The organism is Pseudomonas sp. FSL W5-0299 (assembly GCF_005930655.1).
Taxonomy (GTDB): Bacteria; Pseudomonadota; Gammaproteobacteria; order Pseudomonadales; family Pseudomonadaceae; genus Aquipseudomonas; species Aquipseudomonas mandelii.
In genome coordinates, this window is the sequence record NZ_RXHX01000004.1 from 263,399 (window position 1) to 287,800 (window position 24,402).

Sequence of the window (24,402 nt, forward strand, 5' to 3'; positions counted from 1 at the left end):
CCTGTTAAGCCCGCTGACCCAGCCAGGCATGCAATTCTGAAAAACGATCAATGGCCAGTCGCGGCTCGAACAGCTTCAGCGCGTCGATCGATTGCGCGCCATAACTAACTGCCACCGAATCCATACCGGCGTTACGCGCCATCTGCAGGTCGAAGGACGAATCGCCCACCATCAGCGCCTGCTCCGGGCGAACCTCGCAATGCGCGATAATCTGCTCAAGCATCAGCGGATGGGGCTTGCTGGCGGTTTCGTCGGCGGCGCGGGTGATATCGAAATAATCTTCCCAGCCATGGGCTTTCAGCACCCGATCCAGCCCGCGACGCGCCTTGCCCGTGGCCACAGCCAGATGATAACCCTCGGCGCGAAACGCCTCCATCGACTCGAGCACACCCTCGAACAGCGGTGAAGGCACAGCCTCTGCGGCGATGTAGTGATCCGCATAGTGTTGGCGGAACGCAATCAGCTCGGCATCGCCAATATCGGGGTACAACGTGCGAATGGCCTCAGGCAGACCCAGACCGATAATGCCTTTGACGGCAAAATCATCGCGCAGCTGAAACCCGAACCGTTCGGACGCGACATGCATCGCCTCGACAATCCGACCAATGGAGTCAGCAAGCGTGCCGTCCCAATCGAAAATCAGCAGTTTGTAATCAGAGGGGTGCACTCAGGCGCTCCACGGTCTTGGCCCACATTTCATCCACCGGCGCCTGCAATTTCAGCTCGCCACCATCGGGCAGCGGCACAGTCAGCAGATAGGCGTGCAGGAACAGGCGTTTGCCGCCCAAATCGCGAATTTCCTTGCTGAAACCTTCGTCGCCATACTTGGTGTCGCCAGCGATGCAATGCCCGGCGTGCAAGGTATGGACGCGAATCTGGTGGGTCCGGCCGGTAATCGGCCTCGCCTCGATCAAGGTGGCAAAGTCACCGAAGCGGCGCAGGACCTTGAACACGGTCACAGACTCCTTGCCCTCCTCCTCGTCGACCTCGACCATACGCTCGCCGGAACGCAGATTGCTCTTGCCCAGCGACGCCCGGACTTGCTTGATCGAAGCCGCCCAGTTACCACGGACCAGCGCCATATAGCGCTTGTCGACGCCGTCGCCGCGCAAGGCCGTGTGCAAGTGGCGCAACATGCTGCGTTTCTTGGCGATCATCAACAGGCCGGAGGTATCACGGTCGAGACGGTGAACCAGTTCGAGCTCCTTGCAATCGGGACGCAACTGACGAAAGGCTTCGATCACCCCATAAGTCAGGCCGCTGCCGCCATGAACCGCAATGCCGCAAGGCTTGTTGATCACGATCAGCGCTTTGTCCTCGAACACAATCGAGGCTTCCAGGCGTTGCAGCAGGCCTTGGGCCAGCGGCACCGGCTCGTCGCGCTCAGGCACGCGAACCGGCGGCACGCGCACGATATCGCCCGCCTGCAGCTTGTATTCGGGCTTGATCCGACCTTTGTTCACTCGCACTTCGCCCTTGCGCAAAATGCGGTAAATCAAGGTCTTGGGCACGCCTTTGAGCCGAGCGAGAAGGAAGTTATCAATACGTTGGCCGGCATATTCCGGCGAGACCTCCAGCAGTTGTACGGCTGGGGTCGAAGGGGCAGTAGTCGTCATGCCGCGGATGATAACAATTTTTTATGGAATTGAAGCACTTAATCATTGCTGCTATAGTCGCGAACGCCGCCAAAAGCGGCCTGGACAGCGGACTAACGGTCAAAAACCGGCCCTGACCAACGCAATTCACCAGGACGCGAGGCCGTCCTACGGGGCTTTCGCTACGTAACGGTGGAGTTTGCAGCTGTAACAAGCGCAGGTGACATGAGGCCTGAATCAAGCCGCAAAGCAGAGTTTTCACTCCCCTTGCGAGCCAATATTCATGGCCAGTTCACAAAGTGCAGTCAGCTAAGGACGACCCCGAGCGAACGCTTCGGAAACAACGCCTAAATTAGCCATGATGCGTGACCTCCCCCTTCGGAGCTCACGGTAAATGCCAACCCGCTGCGGATTCTGCGCGCGGCAGCACCCGAATTATCAGGGATACGTGTAGGGTGGAGATGCACAACCGCTGGACTGTGTAGCAATAGGCTTTATCAAGACGCTTCATCTCGTCCACAGCCGCTGGTTGATTCCTCCTCCTGACTGAGTGCTTAAGTAGCCACAGCAAGCAGGACGCGTAAGTCGCGATAACGGCCCAATTGGCCAGACATCGCTGGACACGGGAATGGCCAACCACTCCCGACGCACCTGACACCGACCATGAGAAGTCGTGTGTGCCGAACGCCGTTTCCGGCAGCCCGGAAACCGACGGTACTACATGAAAAGAATGCTGATTAACGCAACTCAACCCGAAGAGTTGCGTGTTGCACTGGTAGATGGCCAACGCCTCTACGACCTGGACATCGAATCCGGTGCACGCGAGCAGAAGAAGGCCAACATCTATAAAGGCCGGATTACTCGCATCGAACCAAGCCTTGAGGCTGCCTTTGTCGATTTCGGCTCTGAGCGCCACGGCTTCCTGCCCCTCAAAGAAATCTCCCGCGAATACTTCAAGAAAGCCCCTGAAGGCCGCGTCAACATCAAGGACGTCCTGAGCGAAGGCCAGGAAGTCATCGTTCAGGTCGAAAAAGAAGAACGTGGCAACAAGGGCGCTGCCCTGACCACCTTCATCAGCCTGGCCGGTCGTTACCTGGTGCTGATGCCGAACAACCCGCGTGCCGGCGGTATCTCCCGTCGCATCGAAGGTGAAGAGCGCAACGAACTGCGTGAAGCCCTGAACGGCCTGGTTGCACCAGCCGACATGGGTCTGATCGTTCGTACTGCCGGCCTGGGCCGCAGCAGCGAAGAAATGCAGTGGGACCTCGACTACCTGCTGCAACTCTGGACCGCCATCAAAGAAGCTTCGCTGGATCGCTCCGCGCCGTTCCTGATCTACCAGGAAAGCAACGTGATCATCCGCGCCATCCGCGATTACCTGCGCCAGGACATCGGCGAAGTGCTGATCGACAGCGTTGAAGCCCAGGACGAAGCCCTGACCTTCATTCGCCAGGTGATGCCGCAGTACGCCAGCAAGATCAAGCTGTACGAAGACAGCGTTCCGCTGTTCAACCGTTTCCAGATCGAAAGCCAGATCGAGACCGCTTTCCAGCGCGTCGTTGAACTGCCTTCCGGCGGCTCCATCGTTATCGATCCGACCGAAGCCCTGGTGTCCATCGACATCAACTCGGCGCGCGCCACCAAAGGCAGCGACATCGAAGAAACCGCCCTGCAGACCAACCTTGAAGCCGCCGAAGAAATCGCCCGTCAGTTGCGCTTGCGCGACATCGGCGGCCTGATCGTCATCGACTTCATCGACATGACCCCTGCCAAGAACCAGCGCGCCGTGGAAGAAAAAGTCCGCGAATGCCTGGAAGCCGACCGCGCTCGCGTGCAAGTCGGTCGCATCTCGCGCTTCGGCCTGCTGGAAATGTCCCGTCAGCGCCTGCGTCCATCCCTGGGCGAAAGCAGCGGCATCGTTTGCCCGCGTTGCAACGGCACCGGCATCATCCGTGACGTTGAATCGCTGTCCCTGGCGATCCTGCGCCTGATCGAAGAAGAAGCCCTGAAAGACCGCACCGCCGAAGTTCGCGCCCAAGTGCCGATTCCGGTCGCAGCCTTCCTGCTCAACGAAAAGCGCAACTCGATCACCAAGATCGAACTGCGCACCCGTGCCCGCATCGTCATTCTGCCGAACGATCACCTCGAAACGCCGCACTTCGAAGTTCAGCGTCTGCGTGATGACAGCCCGGAAGCCGCAGTCGGCCAGTCCAGCTACGAAATCGCAGCAGCCGCTGCCGAAGTCGAAGAAGTCCAGCCAGCCGCCGCGACCCGCACCCTGGTTCGTCAGGAAGCCGCAGTCAAGACCGCGCCGGCCCGCGCCAACGCTCCGGTTCCGACCGAAGTCGTCGCTGCCGCACCTGTTGCTGCACCGATCGCCGTGCCAGAGCCAAGCCTGTTCAAAGGCCTGGTGAAGTCGCTGGTCAGCCTGTTTGCTACCAAGGAAGAGCCTGCTGCTCCGGTTGTGGTTGAAAAACCAGCGACCACCGAGCGCCCGGCCCGTAACGAAGAGCGTCGCAACGGTCGTCAGCAGAGCCGCAACCGTAACGGTCGCCGCGATGAAGAGCGCAAGCCTCGTGAGGAACGTGCACCGCGTGAAGAACGTGCACCACGTGAGCCACGCGAAGAGCGTCAACCACGCGAAGCCCGGGAAGAAACCCCGGTAGTCGCCCGCGAAGAACGTGCTCCACGTGAAGAGCGTGCACCACGCGCCCCTCGTGAAGAACGTGCACCGCGCGCACCTCGCGAAGACCGCAAGCCACGTGGCGAGCGTGAAGAACGCGTGCGTGAACTGCGCGAACCTCTGGATGCCACCGCTCCAGCCGCTGCTGCGACCGCTGAAGAGCGTCCAGCTCGCCAGCCACGTGAAGAACGCGCTCCGCGCCCACCGCGTGAAGAACGTCAGCCACGTGCCGAGCAAGCCGCTGCCGCGGTTGCCGAAGAAGAACTGGTAACCAACGAAGAGCAACTGCAGGAAGACGGTCAGGAAGGCGCCGAAGGCGATCGTCCACGCCGCCGCTCCCGTGGCCAGCGTCGTCGCAGCAACCGTCGCGAGCGTCAACGCGATGCCAACGGCAACGTGATCGAAGGTTCGGAAGAATCCGAATCCGCCGAAGGCAGCGAAGCGGGCGAAAGCAACGAAGCGCCAAGCACTTCCGATCTGGCCGCCGGCCTGGCTGTTACCGCAGCCGTTGCCAGCACCGTGATCAGCGCGCCTGCTGAAGCGCAAGCCAACGAGCAAGCCGAACGCGCAACGGCCGCCACCCTGGAAACGGCTTCGGTCGAAGCGCCAGTAGTGGAAGCAACGACTCCGGTAGAAGCCACTGCGGCTCCGGAAATCGAAGTGGCACCGGTTCGTGAAGCACAGCCTGAAGTTGAAGCGGCCCCCGAGCCAGTGTTTGCTGCCGAGCCAGCTGCCGAAACCTCCAGCGAAACCGTAACCGAAGCTGTCCGCGAAGTTCGTGAAGAACAAACCGCGTTCAACTGGGTTGCCGAGCCGGCTGCGGTTGAAGCGCCTGCTCCGGTTGCTGAAGCTCAGGTTGCCGAAGCCATGGTGTCCGAGCCAGTGATTGTGGCTGCCGAACCTGCTCCAGTCGTTGAAGCACCGGCGCCGGTCGTTGCCGAAGTGGCTGCACCACACGTCGAAGCCGCCCCTGTCAGCGCCCTGACGCCAAGCGGCCGTGCACCGAACGATCCACGTGAAGTGCGTCGTCGCAAGCGTGAAGAAGAGCGTCTGCAGAAGGAAGCCGAACTGGCTGCCGCTGCTGCTCCGGTTGAAGCGATTGTCGCTGACGAGCCTGCACCGGTTGTGGCTGAAGTGATCGAAGCGGCACCTGTTGCCGAATCGGTCATCGAAGAAGCGCCGCGCTCCGTACAGGAAGCGGTCGAGCAACACGAACAAGCCCTGGAAAAAGAACACGAGCCTAAACCCCTCGTCTGATTCCATCGGCCACTAAAAAGCCCCGCCTGGTGATCCAGGCGGGGCTTTTTTACATCTGAGATAAAGCAAGTAGACCGCGTTATCGTTCTTCGCGGGCAAGACGGTGTGTCAGGAAAATACTAATGCTGCAGGCACATCCACATCCCACAACACCCCGGCATCATCCACCGCCACTTCAACCACCCTGCCCTGCGCAAACAACGGCTTGGCCCCATGATCACCCGATAACGCCATCAACCCCGGCCCAAAACTGCGCCCGAACCCAACCGGGTGTCCGTACTTCCCCGCATGGACCGGCACACTGACGCAATCGTCCGCAACCCCGGCCACCACCCGTTCGATACTCGACGGCAAGATAAACGGCATATCCCCCAGCACAATCAACCAGCCACCGAGATCTGGACACGTCGCCACCCCGGCGGCAATGCTATCGCCCATCCCGGCAGGCCCGATCTTCACACTCTCGAAACCGTACGCCTGAGCCATGCGCATCACTTGCGGGCGATCTTCGGTCGTCACCAGCACACGCTTCCCAAGGTTGGCCGGCACACTCAGCAGCACGTGCTCGATCACCGACCGAACCGCGCCATCTCGCCCCGTGCAGTCGGCCAGCAGCTTGTCCTTGTCCGCTCCCGCCACCTCCCTGAAGCGTCTGCCCTGCCCCGCCGCCAGCACGATGACGCCGATGGATTCACTCATACAACCTCCTGCAACGGCTTCTTCTGCTTCAATTCGACGCCGTTCTTGATCGCCACAATCTCGGCCAGCAGCGACAAGGCGATTTCCGCGGGACTGTGGCTGCCGATGTGCAAACCGATCGGGCCGTGCAGCCGCTCGATGGCCTGTGATGACAAGCCTAGCTGAGCCAGATTTTCCCGCCGCTTCAGGCTGTTGACCCGCGAGCCGAGGGCGCCGACATAAAAAGCCCTGGAATCCAGAGCGGTCAGCAACGCCATATCATCCAGGCGCGGATCATGGGTCAGGGCGACAATGGCCGTGCGTTCGTCGGTCTCGATGGTCAGCACCGCTTCATCCGGCATGCCCGAGACGAAACGGCCGTGCTGCTCTTCCCAACCGTAGACAAACTCGCTGCGCGGATCGCAGATCAGCACTTCGAAATCCAGCAGTCGCGCCATTTCGGCAACATACCGGGACAATTGCCCCGCACCGATCAGCAATAGCCGCCAACGCGGACCGTAGATGGCGCGCAGGGTGTGGCCGTCAAAGCTCAGCACATCGCTTTTGTTCGCCGCCTGCAAAATCAATTCACCGGTCGCAATATCCAGCGAACGAGCCACTATTTCATGGGCCTCGCAGCGTTCCAGCAACTCGGCGACCCAACCTGGATCGCCGACCCGCTCCTCGGTCAGGCGCAAGGTGCCACCGCAGGGCAAACCAAACCGTGCGGCCTCCTCGCGGGTGACGCCGTAGGTGATCAATTGCACCGGCGGCCCGTCAGGTGGAATCCGCCCATCGTGCAGCCGGGCAATCAGATCATCCTCGACACAGCCGCCGGACACCGAGCCGATCACCACGCCATCTTCACGCAACGCCAGCATCGCGCCAGGTGCCCGGGGCGCAGTGCCCCAGGTCTGGACCACGCTGTACAACACCACCCGCCGACCGGCGCGACGCCATTCCAGCACGCTGCGCAGGACGTTCAGATCCGCGCTGTCCATCAGGCCTGCGCCTTCTGCCAACCTTGCAGCTGGAAGCGAACCGGCAAGTTGCGGATACGCTGGCCAGTGGCAGCGAAGATCGCGTTGCACAGCGCAGGCGCAATCGGCGGTACGCCTGGCTCACCGACTCCGCCCAACGGCACATTGCCCGGAGGCGTCACCAGATGCACCGCCACTTCCTTCGGTGCCAGCGACATGCGCGCCACCTCATACATGTGGAAATTGTCCTGCTGCACCTTGCCGTCCTTGAAGCTGATTTCCCCGACCACGGCATTGCCCAGGCCCATGACGCAAGCGCCTTCGAACTGAGCGCGAATCCGTTCGGGGTTGATCTGCGGACCACAATCCACTGCGATGTCGGCCTTGTGCACGATCAACGTGCCGTCGTCTTTGACTTCGACTTCGATCACCGCCGCCACGTAGCTGACGAAGCTGTAATGCACCGCCAGGCCCAGGCCTCGGCCCTTGGGCAGCTCGCGCCCCCAACCGGCGGCCTTGGCGGCTGTTTCCAGTACCGTACGCATCCGCCCGGTGTCGATCGGATAACGCTCGGGCGATTCGCCGTAGTTCCACTCCTCACTCAAGGTACGCGGATCGATCTGACGATCCGGGCCGAGCAGTTTGATCTGATACTTGAGCGGATCCTGCTTGGCCTTGTGCGCCAGCTCATCGACAAAGCTCTGGATCGCAAACCCGTGGGGAATGTTCGACACCGAGCGATACCAGCCGACCCGGGTATGAATCGCCGCTTCGGGGTTTTCCAGGCGCACGTTGGGGATGGCGTAGGCCATGTTGGTAAAGCCCATGCCCAGCTCGAAAGCCGCCTCGTGGTTCATGCCCGGGGCGAACAGCGCGGTAATGCTCGGGGCCACGGTGCGGTGCAACCAGCCAGAGGGCAGCCCATCCTTGTCCAGGCTGGCCTTCAGGTACTCGGCGGACACGGTGTGGAAGTAGGAGCAGTGGATGTCGTCTTCACGGGTCCATTGCACCCGCACCGCTTTACCGGGGAATTCCTTGGCGAGGATCGCCGCTTCGATGACGAAGTCCGGCTTGGACTTGCGACCGAAACCGCCGCCGAGCAAGGTGACATTGAACGTGACCTTATCGAACGGAATACCAAGGCGTTCGCCAATCCGTTCCCGGGTGACCTGTGGCGCCTGACTCGGGGCCCAGGCCTCGCACACACCGTCCTTGAAGCGGGCGATGGCGACCATCGGTTCCATCGGCGCCTGCGCCAGGTGCGGCAGGTAATACGAGGCTTCGAGGGTGCTGTTGGCGCCTTTCATGGCGTCGTCGATGTTGCCGGTATTGCGCACCACTTTGCCGGGTTTGAGGGACGCGGCTTCCAGTTCTTTGCGGTAGGCGATCGAGTCGTAACTGGCATTGGGGCCGTCATCCCACTCGATCTTCAGCGCTTCGCGGCCCTTGATCGCGGCCCAGGTGTTGCTGGCCACCACGGCCACGCCACCCAATGGCTGGAACTCGGATGGCAGCGGACGGCCTTCGATCTGAATGACCTTGATCACGCCCGGGACTTTCATCGCCGCGCTGGAGTCGACGGATTTGACCGTGCCGCCATAAACCGCCGGACGCGCAATCACGGCGTAGAGCATGCCGTCGAAATGCACATCGGCCCCGTAAATGGCGCGGCCGTTGACGATGTCGGCACCGTCGATCGCCTTGGTGCCTTCCTTGCCGATGTAGCGAAACTCCGACGGTTGCTTGAGCCGCAGGCTGTCACGGGCCGGCACTGCCAGCGCACCCGCAGCGGCGGCCAGAGCGCCGTAGCCCAGTTCACGACCGCTCGGTTGGTGCACCACTTTATGCAGCTGCGCGTGGCACTCGCTGACCGGCACTTTCCACTGCTCAGCCGCCGCTTGTTCCAGCATGGTTCGCGCGGCGGCACCGCAACGACGCATCGGCTCGTACCAGTGACGCATGCTGCGCGAACCGTCTGTGTCCTGGTTACCGAAGCGAACCTCGTCACCCGGCGCCTGCTGCACTTTCATCATGGCCCAGTCGGCGTCCAGTTCATCGGCCACTACCATGGTCAAGCTGGTGCGCACACCCTGGCCCATTTCCGAACGGTTGCAGACCACGGTCACCATGCCGTCAGCGGCAATGCTGATGTAAACCTTGGGATCATCGATCCAGCCATTGGGCATGCCGTCGGCGCCGAATTTTTTCTCTTTTTCTTCGGCAAAAGCGTCTTGCCAGCCCCAGCTCGCTACCAGAACTAACGCACTGGTCGCACCGACGCCTTTAAGGAAGCCACGGCGGCTGAGGTTGCTCAGCGCAAAATCATTCGGTAACTGGCTCATGCCTTGGCCTCCTTCAGGTGAGTGGATGCCTGGCGGATGGCGGTCTTGATGCGGTTATAGGTGCCGCAACGGCAAATATTGCCGACCATCGCCTCTTCGATCTGTGCGTCGCTGGGGTTCGGGTTGGTCTTGAGCAACGCCGTCGCTGACATGATCTGCCCGCCCTGGCAGAAACCGCACTGAGCCACGGCGCTGTCGAGCCAGGCTTGCTGCACGACTTGCCCGACCGGGTCGACGTGCAGGTTATCGATGGTGGTGACGTTCTGGCCGACCACTGAACCGATCGGCGTGATGCAACTGCGCGCCGGAGCGCCTTCGATATGAATGGTGCAGGCACCACACAGGCCCATGCCGCAGCCAAATTTGGTGCCGTTGTAACCGGCCACGTCGCGGATTGCCCAGAGCAGCGGCATATCCTCGGTGACGTCGAGTTGATGGTCTTGACCATTGAGCTTCAGGGTAATCATGGGCACGCCCGCATATTTCTGGAGGTTATGGGGTCGAGCAATCTGCCGCCGAGACTTGGCGGTTGGCATCATGCAGATCGGCTCAGGCTAAGAGGCTCTCTTACGCGGACGGCAACGTCTGCATCGGGCCTTTGGTGGAGCAAATGCTTGCATCGTTAGGTGGCTAAGTTAACCCAGCATTAACAAAAAAGCCCTGCACAGTTGAAGGTGTGCAGGGCTTTGAGATCAGCCATTAAAGCGTAGCCTCAATACTGATTCGGCTCCATTTCCAGTTCGACGTTGAAACGCTGGGAAATGTCTTTCTGAATGAGCTGCGCCAGGTGCAGCAATTGCAGGCCAGTGGCGCTGCCATAGTTGACCAGCACCAGCGCCTGCAACTTATGCACGCCGGCATCGCCATCGCGAAAGCCTTTCCAGCCGGCCCGCTCGATCAACCAGCCCGCCGCCAGTTTCATCTGCCCATCGGGTTGCGCGTAGGCCACCAGGTCCGGGTATTGGCTTTTCAGCTGCGCTACCAGTGCGGTCGGCACCAGAGGGTTCTTGAAGAAGCTGCCGGCATTGCCGAGTACTGCCGGGTCCGGGAGCTTTTCATTACGAATACTGCAGATCGCCTGGCTGACGTCGGTGGCAGTCGGCTGATCGATGCCTTGCTCGGTCAGGCGCTGGCGAACCGGGCCGTATTCCAGGTGCAGGTGCGCGGCGCGGTTTAGGGTGAAACGCACGCGCAGGATCAACCAACGCCCCGGTTCCTGTTTGAACAGGCTGTCACGGTAGGCGAAGTTGCATTCTTCCAGGGTGAAATCCCGCAGCTCGCCGGTCTGGCGATCCAGCGCCGTCAGGCCGGCGAACACGTCCTTGATCTCGACGCCATAGGCGCCGATGTTCTGCATCGGCGCAGCGCCCACGGTACCGGGGATCAGGCTGAGGTTCTCCAGCCCCGACAACCCCTGCGCCAGGGTGTGCTGCACGAACGGATGCCAAGGCTCGCCCGCCTCGGCTTCGATCACGACCTTGCTGCCGTTATCGCTCAGGATCCGAATCCCGCGCGTAGCCATGCGCAGCACCAGCGCCTGGACATCAGCCGTCAGCAGCAAGTTGCTGCCGCCACCGATCACCAGCAACGGCACGTCATGGGCCGACGCATACGCCAGGGCTTCACGCACATCGGCGTCGCTGTGGGCCTCGGCGAACAACCGGGCCTGAACGTCGACACCAAACGTATTGAACGGCTTGAGCGAAATCCGGGGTTGAACCTGCAAACTCATAACCGTCCCTTCAATTCGATCACCAGTCGATCACTGGCGCACTCGATCAGGTCCAGCACCTGTTCGAAACCCTGATCGCCGTCGTAGTACGGATCCGGCACTTCATCGAGTTCTGACTCGTAGCGACGCAGGAACAGGTCCAGCTCGGCTTTGCCCTTGGCCGGTTGCAGGGCCTTGAGGTGGCGCAGGTTGCTGTTGTCCATCGCCAGTATCAGGTCGTAGGCGGAAAAATCGGCGCGGGTCACTTGCTGTGCGCGTTGGGCGGACAGGTCATAACCGCGCAGTCTGGCGGCGGCCTGGCTGCGTTTGTCCGGCGCCTTGCCGACATGCCAGTCACCGGTGCCGGCGGAGGCGACTTCGATGTGATCGGCCAGCCCCGCCTCGCGCAATTTATGCCGCAGCACGCCTTCGGCCGTCGGGGAGCGACAGATGTTGCCCAGGCACACGAACAGAACGCGCATCAGGCCTCCAGCAGGCGACGAACTCGCTCGAGGTCTTCGACGGTGTCGACACCGGTGGGCGGTGCGATCAGTGCGTCAGCGACGTGAATCCGCACGCCGTGCCACAGGGCACGCAGCTGTTCCAGGGATTCAGTGTTTTCCAGCCAGCACGGGCCCCAGCTGACGAAGTCGTGCAGGAAACCGGCGCGGTAGGCATAGATGCCAATGTGGCGGCGGTACGGCACGCCTTCCGGCAATTGCTCGCGGCTTTTGGCGAACGCGTCGCGGGCCCACGGCAACGTGGCACGACTGAAGGTCAGCGCCAAGCCATTAAGGTCGCTGACAACCTTGACCACGTTGGGATTGAACAGGGTTTCCACGTCTTCGATCGGCTCGGCCAGGGTGGCCATGCGCGCTTCGGCGTGGGCGGCCAGGTTGGCAGCCACCTGATCGATCACACTCGGCGGAATCAACGGTTCGTCACCCTGGACGTTGACCACGATGGCGTCGGCGGCCAGGCCCAGTTTCGCGGCGACTTCGGCCAGGCGATCGGTACCGGAATTGTGATCTTCGCGGGTCAGCACCACTTCGGCGCCAAACGCCTTGCACGCCTCGACAATGCGCACGTCGTCAGTGGCGACCACGACACGCTCGGCACTGCTTTTGCTCGCCTGCTCCCAGACGTGCTGGATCATCGGCTTGCCGGCGATCAGCAGCAGCGGTTTGCCCGGCAGACGGGTGGAGGCATAACGCGATGGAATGACAACGGTAAAGGCTGTGGTCATTTATCCAGGCGCTCGTCGGTGGTCAGGGTGCGGGCTTCGGTTTCGAGCATCACGGGGATGCCATCGCGAATCGGGTAAGCCAGGCCGGCGCCCTTGCTGATCAGCTCGGTCTTGTCGGCGCTGAGTTTGAGGGGGCCTTTGGTGACCGGGCAAGCGAGGATGTCGAGCAATTTGGTGTCCATGAGCATTCCCTGGATAAAAACGGAGTTAAGGCAAAAGACGAGCCGGCAACAGGCGCATCAGCTGCGTATCGAACCAGGCCACGAAAGCCGGCGATGGCGCAGCATCGACCGCCAGGTACCACCAATCGGCGGCGGCGAAGGCACGGCACTTCACCGCGTCCTTTTCGGTCATCACCAACGGCAATGACGGTGTGAAATTCAAGGCCTGCACGCTGTATTCGGCGTGGTCGGCAAACGCATGCGGCACTGGCTGCCAGTGTAGCGTTTCGAGGGTCGTGAAGAAACGCTGCGGATTGCCGATCCCGGCCACGGCGTGCAGTGCCTGACCTGCGGGGAAGTGGTCGAGGGGGCGACGCTCACCACTTTGCAGGTTGACCAGTTCGGTAGGTTGCAGCTGGAAGGCAAAACCGTTTTCGCGATCATTGGCGGCGCCGTTGTACAGCACGGCATCGACGCTCTGAAGGCGTTCGACCGGTTCACGCAAGGGACCGGCCGGCAGGCAGCGTTTGTTGCCCAGGCCGCGGGCGGCGTCGATCAACACCAGTTCCAGGTCCCGGGCCAGCCGGTAATGCTGCATGCCGTCATCGGAGAGGATCAGATCCAGCGGCTCACTCGCCAGCAGCGCTTTGACGGCGCTGCTGCGATCCGGGTCGATCATCAATGGCACGCCCGTGCGCTGGACGATCAACAGCGGTTCGTCGCCGGCGATGTCTGCGCTCTGATCGGCCTCGACGCGCCACGGCAATTGCGGCGGTTTGGCGCCGTAACCGCGACTGACCACGCCGACCCGCAAACCACTGCGCTGGCAATGCTGGATCATCCACAGAATCAGCGGTGTCTTGCCAGTGCCACCGACGGTGATATTGCCGACCACGATCAGCGGCACGGGCGGCTGATAGATCTCGCCCTCGCCCGCCAGAAAGCGCTTGCGCTTGTTCATGACGATGCGCCGGTACAGCCACTCCAGTGGCTGCAACAGTTTCAGGGCCGGATGACCTTGGTACCACGCGGCGAGCAAGCGATCGGACATGGCCATCAGGGCGCGGGCGGTGCCGCTTCGACCGTGGTCATGCGCAAGTGGCTGAAACCCAGCTTGCCGGCGGCGTCCATGGCGGTGATGACCGACTGATGCTGAGTCTTGCCATCCGCGCTGATGGACAGCGGCAGGTTGGTGTCGCCATTGGATTCTTTCTGCAGCGCCTCCATCAGCGTCGCGAGGTCGTTCTTCGGCAATAGCTGATTGTTCACCGAGAACGCGCCTTCGGCACTGATGGCAACGTCCAGGTGCTTGACCTGCTGGTCTTCGGCAGGCGAACCGCTGACCGCTTCCGGCAGATCGACGCGCAACTGGGTTTCACGGGTAAACGTAGTGGTGACCACGAAAAACAGCAGCAGGATAAACACCACGTCGATCAGCGACGCGAGGTTGATGTCGACCGTTTCCCGCGGTTTGCGGCGGAATTTCACGCTTTGCCCTCGGCCAGGTCCACATCACGGTCGCCCTGAACCACTTCGACCAGTTTGATCGCTTCCTGCTCCATGCCCACCACCAGTTCATCGATCCGGCGTTGCAGGAATCGGTGAAAGAATACTGCCGGGATACCGACCATCAGGCCAGCGGCCGTAGTGATCAGCGCCTTGGAGATACCGCCCGCCAGCACCGCGGCATTGGTGCCCATGCCCGTGCCCATGAACGCGCTGAAAATGTCGATCATGCCCAGCACCGTACCCAACAGGCCCAGCAATGGGGCCATGGCGGCGATGGTGCCCAGCGCATTGATATAGCGTTCGAGTTCATGAACCTCCCGTGCGGCGGCCTCTTCGATGCACTCTTTCATGATCTCGCGACCATGTTTGGAGTTGGCAAGGCCCGCCGCCAGGATCTCGCCCAACGGTGAGTTGGCGCGCAGTTCCTTGAGTTTTTCTTTATTGAGCTGTTTGTCCTTGATCCACACCCAGACCTGCCCGAGCAAATGCTCAGGGGTCACACGGCTGGCTCGCAGGGTCCAGAGACGCTCGGCGACGATCGCCATTGCCGCGATGGAACTCAGAATGATCGGCAGCATCATCCAGCCGCCGGATTTGACCAATTCCCACACAGTGACAGCCCCCTCGAAAAAGTGCGCCACTCTAACATAGGGGCCGGATGCACCGAAGACCGTGATGTCGCATCCGGTCGGGCTTTCATAACTGGCGGTTATGGGCCCAACGGTGGCGGATCGCGCCAGAAACGCCGATCCAGACGCATCGTCCATGGCGGCTTGAACCGTCCCAGTTGCAGACGAATGGCGCCGTGGGTGGCGCTGTCGTAGATCGCCATGCCTCGTTTTTGATAGCGCGCCATGACCGTGGGATGCGGGTGGCCAAAGGAATTGCCCTGGCCCCGGGAAATCAGCACAGCCCTGGGTTGCAACGCGGCGAGCAGCGCCATCGAAGAGGAACTGCGACTGCCGTGGTGAGGCGATTGCAGCCAATCGGTCGGCACGGCAAGCGGACTGTCGAGCAATGCCCGCTCGGCTGCCGCATCAATATCACCGGTCAGCAGCAATCGCTCGCCACTGGCTTCGATCTGCAAGACACAGGATTTTTGATTGCTGTCGGCGGCGGATGTCCATTGCCAGAGACGGAAGTCCACACCGTCCCAGGTCCATTGCCGGCCGCTTTCACAGCCTTCGGCGCGCAATTCGGCTGGCAGCGCCTCGGGATCACCGCTCAGGACCCGCGCCACCGGCAATCCGTTGGCAATCGCGCGTGCACCGCCGGCGTGATCGGCGTCGGCGTGACTGAGCAGCATCAGGTCGATCCCGGACACGCCCAGTTTGCGCAATGACGGCAGCACCACTCGCTCGCCGAGGTCGAATTCGCCAAAACGCGGCCCGGCGTCATACAACAAGGTGTGATGGCGGGTGCGCACCAGGATGGCCAGGCCCTGGCCGACGTCCAGTTGCCAGACTTCGGCGACGCCTTCGGCAAGCATCGGGCGAGGTGGAAAAACCAGTAACAGCAGCAGCGGCCAACCCAACGGGCGCAACGGCACCCCCTCAGGCAGTAATAGAAGAAAGGCCCCCAGCGTACCGAGCGCCCAAATCCACACCGGCACCGCGACCGGCACCCAGGCGGGGAATCGCCCTGCCATCAATGCCAGCCCCTTGAACAACAGGTCGACCAGACCGCCCGCCAGCCACAGCAACCCCTCGCCCACATAAGGGACGGGCAGTAACAACGTCCCGAGCAAGGCTGGCGGCAATACCACCAGACTGACCCAGGGCACCGCCAGCAAATTGGCCACTGGTCCGCTGACGCTGATCGGCAAGCCAAGTATCAATAGCAATGGGCACAGTCCGATCGCGATCAGCCATTGCGCACGGGTCCACGTTTGCCACCAACGCCACGGCCCCAGACGCCCACCGAAAGTGAAGATCAACACCGCCACCGCTGCGAAGGACAACCAGAACCCCGGTTGCAGGCTCGCCAGCGGGTCGAGCAGTAAAACGCCATTGAGCGCCAGCAACAGCGGCCACCAGGCGCCAAGGTGCCGAAACCTTAGCCGCCACAACAACACCAGACCGATCATCACGCAGGCCCGGCGCACCGGCACCTCAAAACCGGCCAGCAACCCGTAACCCAGCGCAGCGGCAAACGCCAGTCCGCAGGCCCATGGCAGCCAGGGCAAACGGCTCGGCCACAGACCATAGCGCGCCAGCCCGGCGATCAGCAGATACACCAGCCCCGCCAGCAACCCGATGTGCTGCCCGGAAATCACCAGCAGATGCACGGTGCCGGTGTCTTGCAGCACTTGCCAGTCCTCGCGACTCAGCCCGCCGCCGTCGCCCAACACCAATGCGATCAGCGCCCCCGTCCGGCCTTGGGCATCGACGGCCTGCAATTGCTGCCGAATGCTGTCACGCCAGGCCCATTGGGCGGCGACCAGCCTATGGCCATCCTTGACCGTACCGGTAGCGCCGATGCGTTGTGCCAGCAACCAGGCGTCGTAGTCAAAGGCATGCGGATTGAGCAGCCCGGCAGGACGCTTCAACTTGACCGCCAGCCGCCACCGTTCGCCGCTGTTGACGGGCGGTCCGTCATACCAGGCGAGGCGCAGATGCCGGGGCAGCCGGGTGCTTCGGGACTGACTGTCGGTCAACTCGAAGCGCACCACCCCTTCGGCATTCTGCGGCAGGCCCGTCACCCGACCTTCGACCCAACGAGTCTCGCCATCGAGCTTCAGCGACAGGCGATCATCCAGCGCCCACTGCGCACTCGCGCACGCCCAACTGAAGCCGAACAGAAAAAACGCCAACGGGTGAGTCCGAAACGGCAACAGCATCAAACCCACGACCGGCAGCAACATCCATAACCAGACCGGCGGTAAAACCGGTAAAAAACGCAGGGCCAGCAAACCCAACGCCAGCGCCATCATCCCTGTGCGCATACACCCGTCCTTGAGAGTCCCACCCTAGGCATAGCTGCCCGACTGCACGCACACGGTTATTAATTGTCACAAAGTCTGAATGGGCGGTTCATAGAATCCAGACATACTTGCCGCCTTAACCGACCGAGAAGCCTTATGCCCCGGCGCTTATTCAAACGTTACATGCCAGACCCGACCAGCATCAGGGAACACAAATCCTTACGCTTTCTCGGCACCCTGCTGCATGACCCGAACCTCTGGCACCTCAATCGTCATTCCGTCGCACGGGCCATGGCGGTGGGCCTGTTCGCGGCCTTCCTGCCCATTCCGTTGCAGATGCTGGTCGCTGCCATTCTGGCGATCGTCGTGCGGGGCAACATGGCCATTGCCGTCAGCCTGGTCTGGCTGACCAACCCGATTACGATGCCAGCGGTGTTCTTCTGCACCTATCAGACGGGAGCGTGGTTAATGGACGTGCCGGCCAGGCATTTGCCGGACGAGCTGACCTGGGAATGGATCAGTGGTGAGCTTTCCACCTTGTGGCAGCCGTTTTTGCTGGGTTCAGTGGTGACGGGGCTGGTGCTGGGCGCCCTCGCCTATTGCCTGGTGATGATGTATTGGCGCTGGTGGGTTGGGCGGCAGTGGAAGCGGCGCAAGAGAAACCGGATGCAGTAAATGCAAAACGGCCTCCATTGTTGGAGGCCGTTTTTTTATGACGTCTGGGCTGACGCCTTCGCGGGCAAGCCTCGCTCCTACAGGTCTGATGGTGAACTGTAGGAGCGAGGCTTGCCCGCGAAGCAGGCGACGCGGTCTTTCTCAGGTACGCATCCCGCGCCCACTGACCAGCAGCCGCGCACAACCGATGTATAGAACGACGGTCGCCACCAACATGAAAGTAATCGCCACGCTGATCCTGATGTCCGAAACGCCAAGAATGCCGTAACGGAAGGCGTTGACCATGTGCAGCACCGGGTTGGCCAGAGACACGGTCTGCCAGAACGGCGGCAGCAAACTGATCGAGTAGAACACCCCGCCCAGGTATGTCAGGGGTGTCAGCACGAAGGTCGGGATGATCGAAATATCATCGAAGTTACGTGCAAACACGGCGTTGATGAAGCCCAGCAGCGAGAAGATCGTCGCCGTCAGCACCACCACCAGAATGGTCACGCCCAGGTGATGCACCTGCAATTCGGTGAAGAACAGCGACAACAGCGTCACGATCAACCCGACCATCAAGCCCCGCAGCACGCCGCCCAGGGTGTAGCCAATCAGAATCGTATGCGGCGATACCGGCGACACCATCAATTCTTCGATGGAGCGCTGGAACTTGCTGCCGAAGAAACTCGACACCACGTTGCCGTAGGAGTTGGTGATCACCGACATCATGATCAGGCCCGGCACGATGTATTCCATATAGGTGAAGCCACCCATATCACCAATCTGTCGACCGATCAGGTTACCGAAGATCACGAAGTACAGGACCATGGTGATGGCCGGCGGCAGAAGGGTCTGCGGCCAGATCCGGGTAAAGCGCTTCACCTCGCGGTAAACGATGGTGTTGAGGGCAACGAGGTTGGGTTGCAGCTCGGAACTCATACCGCCACCTTCGACAGATTTTTCTCCACCAGAGACACGAACAACTCCTCGAGGCGATTGGTTTTGTTGCGCAGGCTCAGCACTTCGATGTTCTGCTGCGCCAACTGGGTGAACAGCGCGGTGATGCCCATGGCCTTGTCGACCTGGACTTCGAGTGTGTGGCTGTCGAGCAGCTTGGTCGGATAACCGAGCAACTGCGGCGCGACGTTCAGCGTGTTCTTGAGATCAAGCAGAAAGGTTTCCACATGCAGCTGGCCGAGCAGCTGTTTCATGCTGGTGTTCTCGACAATCGTGCCGTGGTCGATGATGCCGATGTTGCGGCACAACTGCTCAGCCTCTTCCAGGTAATGAGTGGTGAGGATGATGGTGATGCCTTTCTGGTTCAGCTCGGTGAGAAAGGTCCACATCGAGCGACGCAGTTCGATGTCCACACCCGCGGTCGGTTCATCGAGGATCAGCAGGCGCGGTTCGTGAACCAGTGCGCGGGCGATCATCAGGCGACGCTTCATGCCACCGGACAGCGAACGCGACGGCACATCGCGTTTGTCCCACAGCCCGAGCTGGGTCAGATACTGCTCGGCGCGTTCCTTGGCGATCTTCGGCGGGATGCCGTAGTAACCGGCCTGGGTCACGACGATGTCGAAGGTTTTTTCGAACTGGTTGAAGTTGAATTCCTGGGGCACCACGCCGATGCAACGCTTGAGCGCCGCCGGCTCCTTGTCCAGGTCGTGACCGAAGATATTCACCGTGCCGCTGGTCTTGTTCACCAGGGTCGAGAGAATGCCGATGGTCGTGGATTTGCCGGCACCGTTAGGGCCGAGCAAGGCGAAAAAGTCACCTTCGGCGACGTCCAGATCGATACCACTCAGGGCCTGGAAACCGTTGCCGTAGGTTTTGGTTAGCTGCCGGATGGACAGAGCGGAACTCATATCGGATTTACGCACCAAGAAGGGAAGAAAGGGATAACTATGGGCGGGCGGCGAGCAATGCAACCGCGGCGCACGAGCGCAATGGTGCTTGTCGCCGCCAAACAAGTACAGTCAAGTGTGTCGATAGTGAGTATTAAGTCAAAGCGGTCATAACGGCTTTTTTATACGCCGGACGCTGTTTCAGTCGTGCATACCAGGCTTCAAGATGCGGCTGCGGTGCACGCTCGATCGGCATCTCGAACCAGGCATAAATGAAACTGCCAAGGGGAATGTCGCCCATGCCGATTTCGTCGCCGGACAGATACGGCGCGGCCGCCAACGCCTGGTTCGCCATCGCCAACAGATCATCGCACTCCTTGATTGCGGCGTTGATGGCGGTCCAGTCCTGCTTGTCTTCAGGTGTGCGTAACACGCCCCAGAACACCGTGCGGAACGGGCCGGCAAAACTGGAGGTGGTCCAGTCCATCCACTTGTCGGCAGCGGCGCGAACCTTCAGATCCGTCGGGTACCAGGCCGTGGCGTTGGCGTGCTGAGCCATCAGGTAGCGCACGATGGCGTTCGATTCCCAGAGCACAAAGCCGTCGTCTTCGATCACCGGCACACGACCGTTGGGATTCATCGCACGATACTGCGGCGTATCGACTACACCGAAGGCGCCACCCGCATCGATGGCTTCATAGGCCAGGCCCAACTCCTCGGCGGCCCACAATGGCTTTCTGACATTCGACGAATTTTTCCGACCCCAGATCTTCAGCATGACCGCCTCTTTATGGATGAATGCGCAGGCAGCATACGCCGGATCAGGCGCGGCTCAAATCACTCTGCATGTCACCCAGCAACGCCGGCAATGTGTCGCTGAACAGATGTGGGTAGCACTTTTCCAGGTGCTCGAAAAAGAACGTCTCAGGCACGTCGGTGAACTGGCCGTGGTCGACCAGGTACTCCATCAACTGCTCACCATCACGGTTGAAGGGATGGAAAACACTGTCGTTGATGCCGTCGAACTCCAGCGGCGCGATATTGAACAGTTCGCAGAGTTGCTGGTTGAAGGCCGGCGTCGCCTTGACCCAGCGCCCGTTCAGATACAGCTCGGTATAACCGTGCATGGCGAACACATCGCTTCTGAGCAACTCGAGCAACCGCGGGGTCGACAGGTGATTGCGCACGTCCGCCAGACCGATCCGCGCATGGATCCCGCAATGTCGCGCGGCACCGGCCAGAAGCGTGGCCTTGGGCACGCAATAACTTTCCCCGGCCGCCAAGGCATAACTGCCGCGCAACGTATCCGGGTCGCGACTGAACGTGTAGGGGTTGTAGCGCACGGCCTCGCGCACCGCGTAATAGAGATTGATCGCCTGCTCAAGCGGATCGCGACTGGCGCCCCGGTGTTTTTCGGCGAACTCCACCACCGAGGGGTGGTCACTATCGATGAAGCGGCCGGGACTCAGATACTCGTGCATGAGAACAATCTCCTGGGGAAGCCACGAGTCTAACGACACCTTCAGCACAGAGATAACGACGTTTCGGCCAAACATGGGCGTATTGCCGCGTAGGAAACGAACGATTTCCCGGGCGTGTTGCCAACCCAACCTACAAAACTCATCGATGGTTTCCCACGAATTCAATCACCTCGCTCCGACCACCCTGTTTTGCGGATGCCGTCTAAGCTCTGAAGGTTGGTTTTGCCCTGGTTCACGGAGGATTAAATATGCTGCTGTTGTGGATACTGGTTCTGGTTGTCGGGATAGCTTATTTAGCCCACCGTCGCATCGCCCCCCTGCCCGCCCTGTGCATCGTCGCTGCCTATATCGTCGCGATGGGGGCCTTCAGTCGCGCGCCAGGCTGGCTGCTGCTGGTTTTCTGGGTGTTGATTGCAGCCGTCGCGGCGCCGTTGTTGCTGCCCGACCTGCGTCGCAAATTCTTCAGCGCGCCGCTGTTCAGCTGGTTCCAGAAAACCCTGCCGCCAATGTCGCAAACCGAGCGCGATGCGATCGACGCCGGGACCGTGTGGTGGGATGGCGAACTGTTCAGCGGTCGCCCGGACTGGAACAAGTTGCTGTCCTATCCAAAAGTGCAGCTCAGTGAAGAGGAACAGGCCTTTATCGACGGCCCGACCGAAGAGCTCTGCGCCATGGTCAGCGACTGGCAGATCGGGCAAGACATGGACCTGCCGCCCGAAGCCTGGACCCACATCAAGGAGAACGGCTTCTTCGCGCTGATCATCCCCAAAGAGTTTGGCGGCAAGGGCTTCTCGGCCTATGCCCACTCCCAGGTGGCGATGAAACTGGCAACCCGCAGTGGCGACCTCGCGTCGACCGTAATGGTCCCTAACTCGCTGGGCCCGGCCGAACTGCTGCTGCATTACGGCACCGACGAACAACGCAACCATTACCTGCCAAGGCTGGCCCGGGGTGACGATATCCCGTGCTTCGCATTGACCGGCCCACTGGCCGGCTCCGACGCTGGCGCCATGCCCGACACCGGGGTCATCTGCAAAGGTGAATGGGAAGGCAAGGAAACCCTCGGCCTGCGCCTCAACTGGGAAAAGCGCTACATCACGCTGGGCCCGGTCGCCACCCTCCTCGGCCTGGCCTTCAAGGCCTATGACCCGGACCATTTGCTGGGTGACAAGGAAGACCTGGGCATCAGCCTGGCGCTGATCCCGACCGACACCGCCGGTGTCGAGATCGGCCGCCGCCATCTGCCGCTGGGTGCCGCCTTCATGAATGGCCCGAACTCAGGCAAGGACGTCTTCGTGCCGCTGGACTTTCTCATCGGCGGCCAGGAAATGCTCGGCAAGGGCTGGATGATGCTGATGAACTGCCTGTCAGTCGGGCGTTCGATTTCCCTGCCGGCGGTCGGCACCGGTGCGGCCAAGTTCACCAGCCTGGTCACCGGTCAGTACGCACAGGTTCGTGAGCAGTTCAACGTTCCACTGTCGGCGTTCGAAGGTATTCAGGAAGCCATGGCACGCATCGGCGGCAACGCCTGGATGATGGACGCCGCCCGAATGCTGACCGCCAACGCGGTGGACCTGGGCGAGAAACCGTCGGTGCTGTCGGCGATTCTCAAGTACCACCTCACCGAACGCGGCCGCGAGTGCATCAGCCACGCCATGGATGTTCACGGCGGCAAGGCGATCATCATGGGGCCGAACAACTACCTCGGTCGCAGCTGGAATGGCGCGCCCATTTTCATCACGGTGGAAGGCGCGAACATCCTCTCGCGCAACCTGATGATCTTTGGTCAGGGTGCCATTCGCTGCCATCCGTTCGTGCTGAAAGAAATGGCTCTCGCCGGCCGTGAAGACAAGGATCAGGCACTCACCGAATTCGATGGCCTGCTGCTCAAGCACATCGGTTTCGCCGTGAGCAACGCCGCCAGCACGCTGGTGTTGAACCTCGGCTTCGGGCACCTGGAACATTCGCCGGGTGACAAGCTCAGTCAGGGTTACTTCCGTGCGCTTAATCGACAGGCGGCTGCGTTTGCCATGCTTGCCGACCTCAGCATGATGTTGCTGGGCGGTGAACTGAAACGGCGCGAACGCCTGTCGGCGCGTCTTGGGGATGTGCTCAGCAACATGTACCTCGCCTCCGCCGCGCTCAAGCGTTACCACGACCTCGATTCGCCGGAGCACATGGCGCCGCTGTTCAAGTGGGCCATGGAAGAAAGCCTTGGCCAGTCGGAGCGTGCGCTGGATGAATTGCTCAGCAACTTCCCGAACAAGGTGCTGGGTTGCCTGTTGCGGGTGATCGTGTTCCCGTTCGGCCGTCGCCACAAAGGTCCATCGGACAAACTCGGCGCCGAAGTCGCCGCAGTGATCGGACGCGCCAAGGGCGATCCAACCCTCGAAGAATTGCTCGGCGGTTGCTACCGCCCGCAATCGGCAGACGACGCGGTCGGTGCCCTGCAACACGCCTGCAACCTGTTGAACGCAGCGCAGCCGTTACAGAAAAAACTGCACGTGGCGCTCAAGAGCGGTCAGGTCAAACCGGCGGCTGGGGAACATGTCATCGATGCAGCGCTGGAGGCTGGAGTGTTGCAAGCGGGTGAGGCGCAGTCCCTGCGTGATGCCGAAGTAGCGCGGCGCAAGGTCATCGACGTCGATGATTTCGACAAAGACGAACTGGCACTGGCCGACGGAAAGGTCCGCTGATCCTGTAAAAACGGGCGCAGGAGCTTTATACTCCTGCGCCCGTTTTGCTCTTGAGGACTTATCTCGTGTCCAACGTCGTTGCCGATCATCTTGTCTTGCTCGACCACTTGCGCAGCATCCTGGTCGCGGTAGGTGAGGCCGAACAGGTTCCCGAAGAAAGCCATGCCTTGTTCCTGGAGCGCTTCGACGAATTGCGTGCGTTGCTGCCGGTCGACCCGATCGAAAGCCAATACCTGGGCCAGGACATTCTGTGCCAGGTGATCACCCGTTACCCGCAAATCGCCCACCTGGTCCCGCGCGACCTGTTGTGGTATTTCGCCGGTGACTGCCTGCATTACATGCCCGATGATGAAATCGATTTGTACCAGGCACTGGAAGAGCGTCGTTTCGAAGCCGAACAGAACGACGAACCTTTCGACTGGAATCAGGAAAAACAGCTGTTGGCAATGTCGAACGACGAGCCGAAGCACTGATCACCGACTGGAATGCAAAGGGCCCGCATGGTTATTCATGCGGGCCTTTTTTATGGCATTGCCGAATAATGTGATGTCTGGCCGGGCCCTTCGCGAACAGGCTCGCACCTTGGTTTTGTGTCACTGCTACTGACCTGTCTAGACAACTCCATCCGTCGAAACA

Annotated in this window: 22 protein-coding genes; 4 read left to right on the plus strand and 18 right to left on the minus strand. The window is 61.0% G+C overall.

The window, feature by feature from the left end:
- Positions 1 to 4 precede the first annotated feature (4 nt).
- Together FHL16_RS08285 and rluC are read right to left on the minus strand one after the other, a co-directional pair.
- Entirely contained in the window at positions 5 to 667 is a 663-nt protein-coding gene (locus FHL16_RS08285) for an HAD-IA family hydrolase (protein ID WP_077747997.1), read from the minus strand.
- Positions 654 to 1,616 carry a 23S rRNA pseudouridine(955/2504/2580) synthase RluC gene (rluC, locus tag FHL16_RS08290; RefSeq protein WP_010461871.1) on the minus strand — a complete coding sequence of 321 codons (963 nt, stop codon included), beginning with the start codon at positions 1,614 to 1,616 and terminating at the stop codon, positions 654 to 656. The genes FHL16_RS08285 and rluC overlap by 14 nt, the downstream gene beginning before the upstream one ends.
- A gap of 700 nt (positions 1,617 to 2,316) precedes the next feature.
- Between rluC and rne the strand changes: the two genes are divergently transcribed.
- A complete protein-coding gene (gene rne / locus FHL16_RS08295) occupies positions 2,317 to 5,535 on the plus strand; it encodes a ribonuclease E (protein WP_077747998.1) in 3,219 nt (1,072 codons plus the stop codon).
- Positions 5,536 to 5,643: 108 nt separating this feature from the next.
- Here rne and FHL16_RS08300 read toward each other — a convergent pair whose 3' ends face one another.
- From FHL16_RS08300 to FHL16_RS08355, 12 genes are all read right to left on the minus strand, one after another.
- The gene (locus FHL16_RS08300) at positions 5,644 to 6,234 is read right to left on the minus strand and encodes a nucleotidyltransferase family protein (protein ID WP_077747999.1); all 591 of its coding nucleotides are present in this window, start codon (positions 6,232 to 6,234) and stop codon (positions 5,644 to 5,646) included.
- Positions 6,231 to 7,214, minus strand: coding sequence for an XdhC family protein (locus tag FHL16_RS08305; RefSeq protein ID WP_077748000.1), 984 nt, complete (start codon positions 7,212 to 7,214; stop codon positions 6,231 to 6,233). The genes FHL16_RS08300 and FHL16_RS08305 overlap by 4 nt, the downstream gene beginning before the upstream one ends.
- Positions 7,214 to 9,535 (minus strand): xanthine dehydrogenase family protein molybdopterin-binding subunit, encoded by a 2,322-nt coding sequence (locus tag FHL16_RS08310; protein ID WP_077748001.1) that lies wholly within the window; start codon positions 9,533 to 9,535, stop codon positions 7,214 to 7,216. The genes FHL16_RS08305 and FHL16_RS08310 overlap by 1 nt, the downstream gene beginning before the upstream one ends.
- Positions 9,532 to 10,002, minus strand: a complete 471-nt coding sequence (locus FHL16_RS08315) for a (2Fe-2S)-binding protein (RefSeq protein WP_010461879.1) — start codon at positions 10,000 to 10,002, stop codon at positions 9,532 to 9,534. Before FHL16_RS08315 ends, FHL16_RS08310 begins: the two co-directional genes overlap by 4 nt.
- Before the next feature lie 245 nt (positions 10,003 to 10,247).
- Positions 10,248 to 11,267 carry a UDP-N-acetylmuramate dehydrogenase gene (gene murB, locus FHL16_RS08320; RefSeq protein WP_077748002.1) on the minus strand — a complete coding sequence of 340 codons (1,020 nt, stop codon included), beginning with the start codon at positions 11,265 to 11,267 and terminating at the stop codon, positions 10,248 to 10,250.
- On the minus strand, positions 11,264 to 11,728 hold the full coding sequence (locus FHL16_RS08325) for a low molecular weight protein-tyrosine-phosphatase (RefSeq protein WP_077748003.1): 465 nt from the start codon (positions 11,726 to 11,728) through the stop codon (positions 11,264 to 11,266). The genes murB and FHL16_RS08325 overlap by 4 nt, the downstream gene beginning before the upstream one ends.
- Positions 11,728 to 12,492, minus strand: a complete 765-nt coding sequence (gene kdsB, locus FHL16_RS08330; RefSeq protein ID WP_077748004.1) for a 3-deoxy-manno-octulosonate cytidylyltransferase — start codon at positions 12,490 to 12,492, stop codon at positions 11,728 to 11,730. The genes FHL16_RS08325 and kdsB overlap by 1 nt, the downstream gene beginning before the upstream one ends.
- Positions 12,489 to 12,674 carry a Trm112 family protein gene (locus tag FHL16_RS08335; RefSeq protein ID WP_010461887.1) on the minus strand — a complete coding sequence of 62 codons (186 nt, stop codon included), beginning with the start codon at positions 12,672 to 12,674 and terminating at the stop codon, positions 12,489 to 12,491. The genes kdsB and FHL16_RS08335 overlap by 4 nt, the downstream gene beginning before the upstream one ends.
- Positions 12,675 to 12,699: 25 nt before the next feature.
- Positions 12,700 to 13,710: a tetraacyldisaccharide 4'-kinase gene (gene lpxK / locus FHL16_RS08340; protein ID WP_077748005.1), complete on the minus strand. Its 1,011-nt coding sequence runs from the start codon at positions 13,708 to 13,710 to the stop codon at positions 12,700 to 12,702.
- Positions 13,710 to 14,141 carry an ExbD/TolR family protein gene (locus FHL16_RS08345; RefSeq protein ID WP_010461891.1) on the minus strand — a complete coding sequence of 144 codons (432 nt, stop codon included), beginning with the start codon at positions 14,139 to 14,141 and terminating at the stop codon, positions 13,710 to 13,712. Before FHL16_RS08345 ends, lpxK begins: the two co-directional genes overlap by 1 nt.
- Positions 14,138 to 14,773, minus strand: a complete 636-nt coding sequence (locus tag FHL16_RS08350; RefSeq protein WP_177346226.1) for a MotA/TolQ/ExbB proton channel family protein — start codon at positions 14,771 to 14,773, stop codon at positions 14,138 to 14,140. Before FHL16_RS08350 ends, FHL16_RS08345 begins: the two co-directional genes overlap by 4 nt.
- Positions 14,774 to 14,871: 98 nt before the next feature.
- A complete protein-coding gene (locus tag FHL16_RS08355) occupies positions 14,872 to 17,106 on the minus strand; it encodes a DNA internalization-related competence protein ComEC/Rec2 (protein WP_077748007.1) in 2,235 nt (744 codons plus the stop codon).
- 135 nt (positions 17,107 to 17,241) lie between these two features.
- Here FHL16_RS08355 and FHL16_RS08360 point away from each other — a divergent pair, with 135 nt between their 5' ends.
- Complete coding sequence (locus FHL16_RS08360) at positions 17,242 to 17,760, plus strand: DUF2062 domain-containing protein (RefSeq protein ID WP_077748008.1); 519 nt, start codon at positions 17,242 to 17,244, stop codon at positions 17,758 to 17,760.
- 141 nt (positions 17,761 to 17,901) lie between these two features.
- On the opposite strand, the gene FHL16_RS08365 is transcribed toward FHL16_RS08360, so the two are convergent.
- From FHL16_RS08365 to FHL16_RS08380, 4 genes are all read right to left on the minus strand, one after another.
- Positions 17,902 to 18,681 (minus strand): ABC transporter permease, encoded by a 780-nt coding sequence (locus tag FHL16_RS08365; protein WP_010461900.1) that lies wholly within the window; start codon positions 18,679 to 18,681, stop codon positions 17,902 to 17,904.
- Positions 18,678 to 19,610: an ABC transporter ATP-binding protein gene (locus FHL16_RS08370; RefSeq protein ID WP_010461902.1), complete on the minus strand. Its 933-nt coding sequence runs from the start codon at positions 19,608 to 19,610 to the stop codon at positions 18,678 to 18,680. Before FHL16_RS08370 ends, FHL16_RS08365 begins: the two co-directional genes overlap by 4 nt.
- 133 nt (positions 19,611 to 19,743) lie before the next feature.
- On the minus strand, positions 19,744 to 20,367 hold the full coding sequence (locus FHL16_RS08375) for a glutathione S-transferase family protein (protein WP_077748009.1): 624 nt from the start codon (positions 20,365 to 20,367) through the stop codon (positions 19,744 to 19,746).
- A 43-nt stretch (positions 20,368 to 20,410) separates the two neighbouring features.
- Positions 20,411 to 21,070, minus strand: a complete 660-nt coding sequence (locus tag FHL16_RS08380; RefSeq protein WP_077748010.1) for a transglutaminase-like domain-containing protein — start codon at positions 21,068 to 21,070, stop codon at positions 20,411 to 20,413.
- Between the two features lie 248 nt (positions 21,071 to 21,318).
- Between FHL16_RS08380 and FHL16_RS08385 the strand changes: the two genes are divergently transcribed.
- On the plus strand, positions 21,319 to 23,766 hold the full coding sequence (locus FHL16_RS08385) for an acyl-CoA dehydrogenase (protein WP_077748011.1): 2,448 nt from the start codon (positions 21,319 to 21,321) through the stop codon (positions 23,764 to 23,766).
- A gap of 65 nt (positions 23,767 to 23,831) precedes the next feature.
- The gene (locus FHL16_RS08390; protein WP_010461909.1) at positions 23,832 to 24,239 is read left to right on the plus strand and encodes a PA2817 family protein; all 408 of its coding nucleotides are present in this window, start codon (positions 23,832 to 23,834) and stop codon (positions 24,237 to 24,239) included.
- Positions 24,240 to 24,402 lie beyond the last annotated feature (163 nt).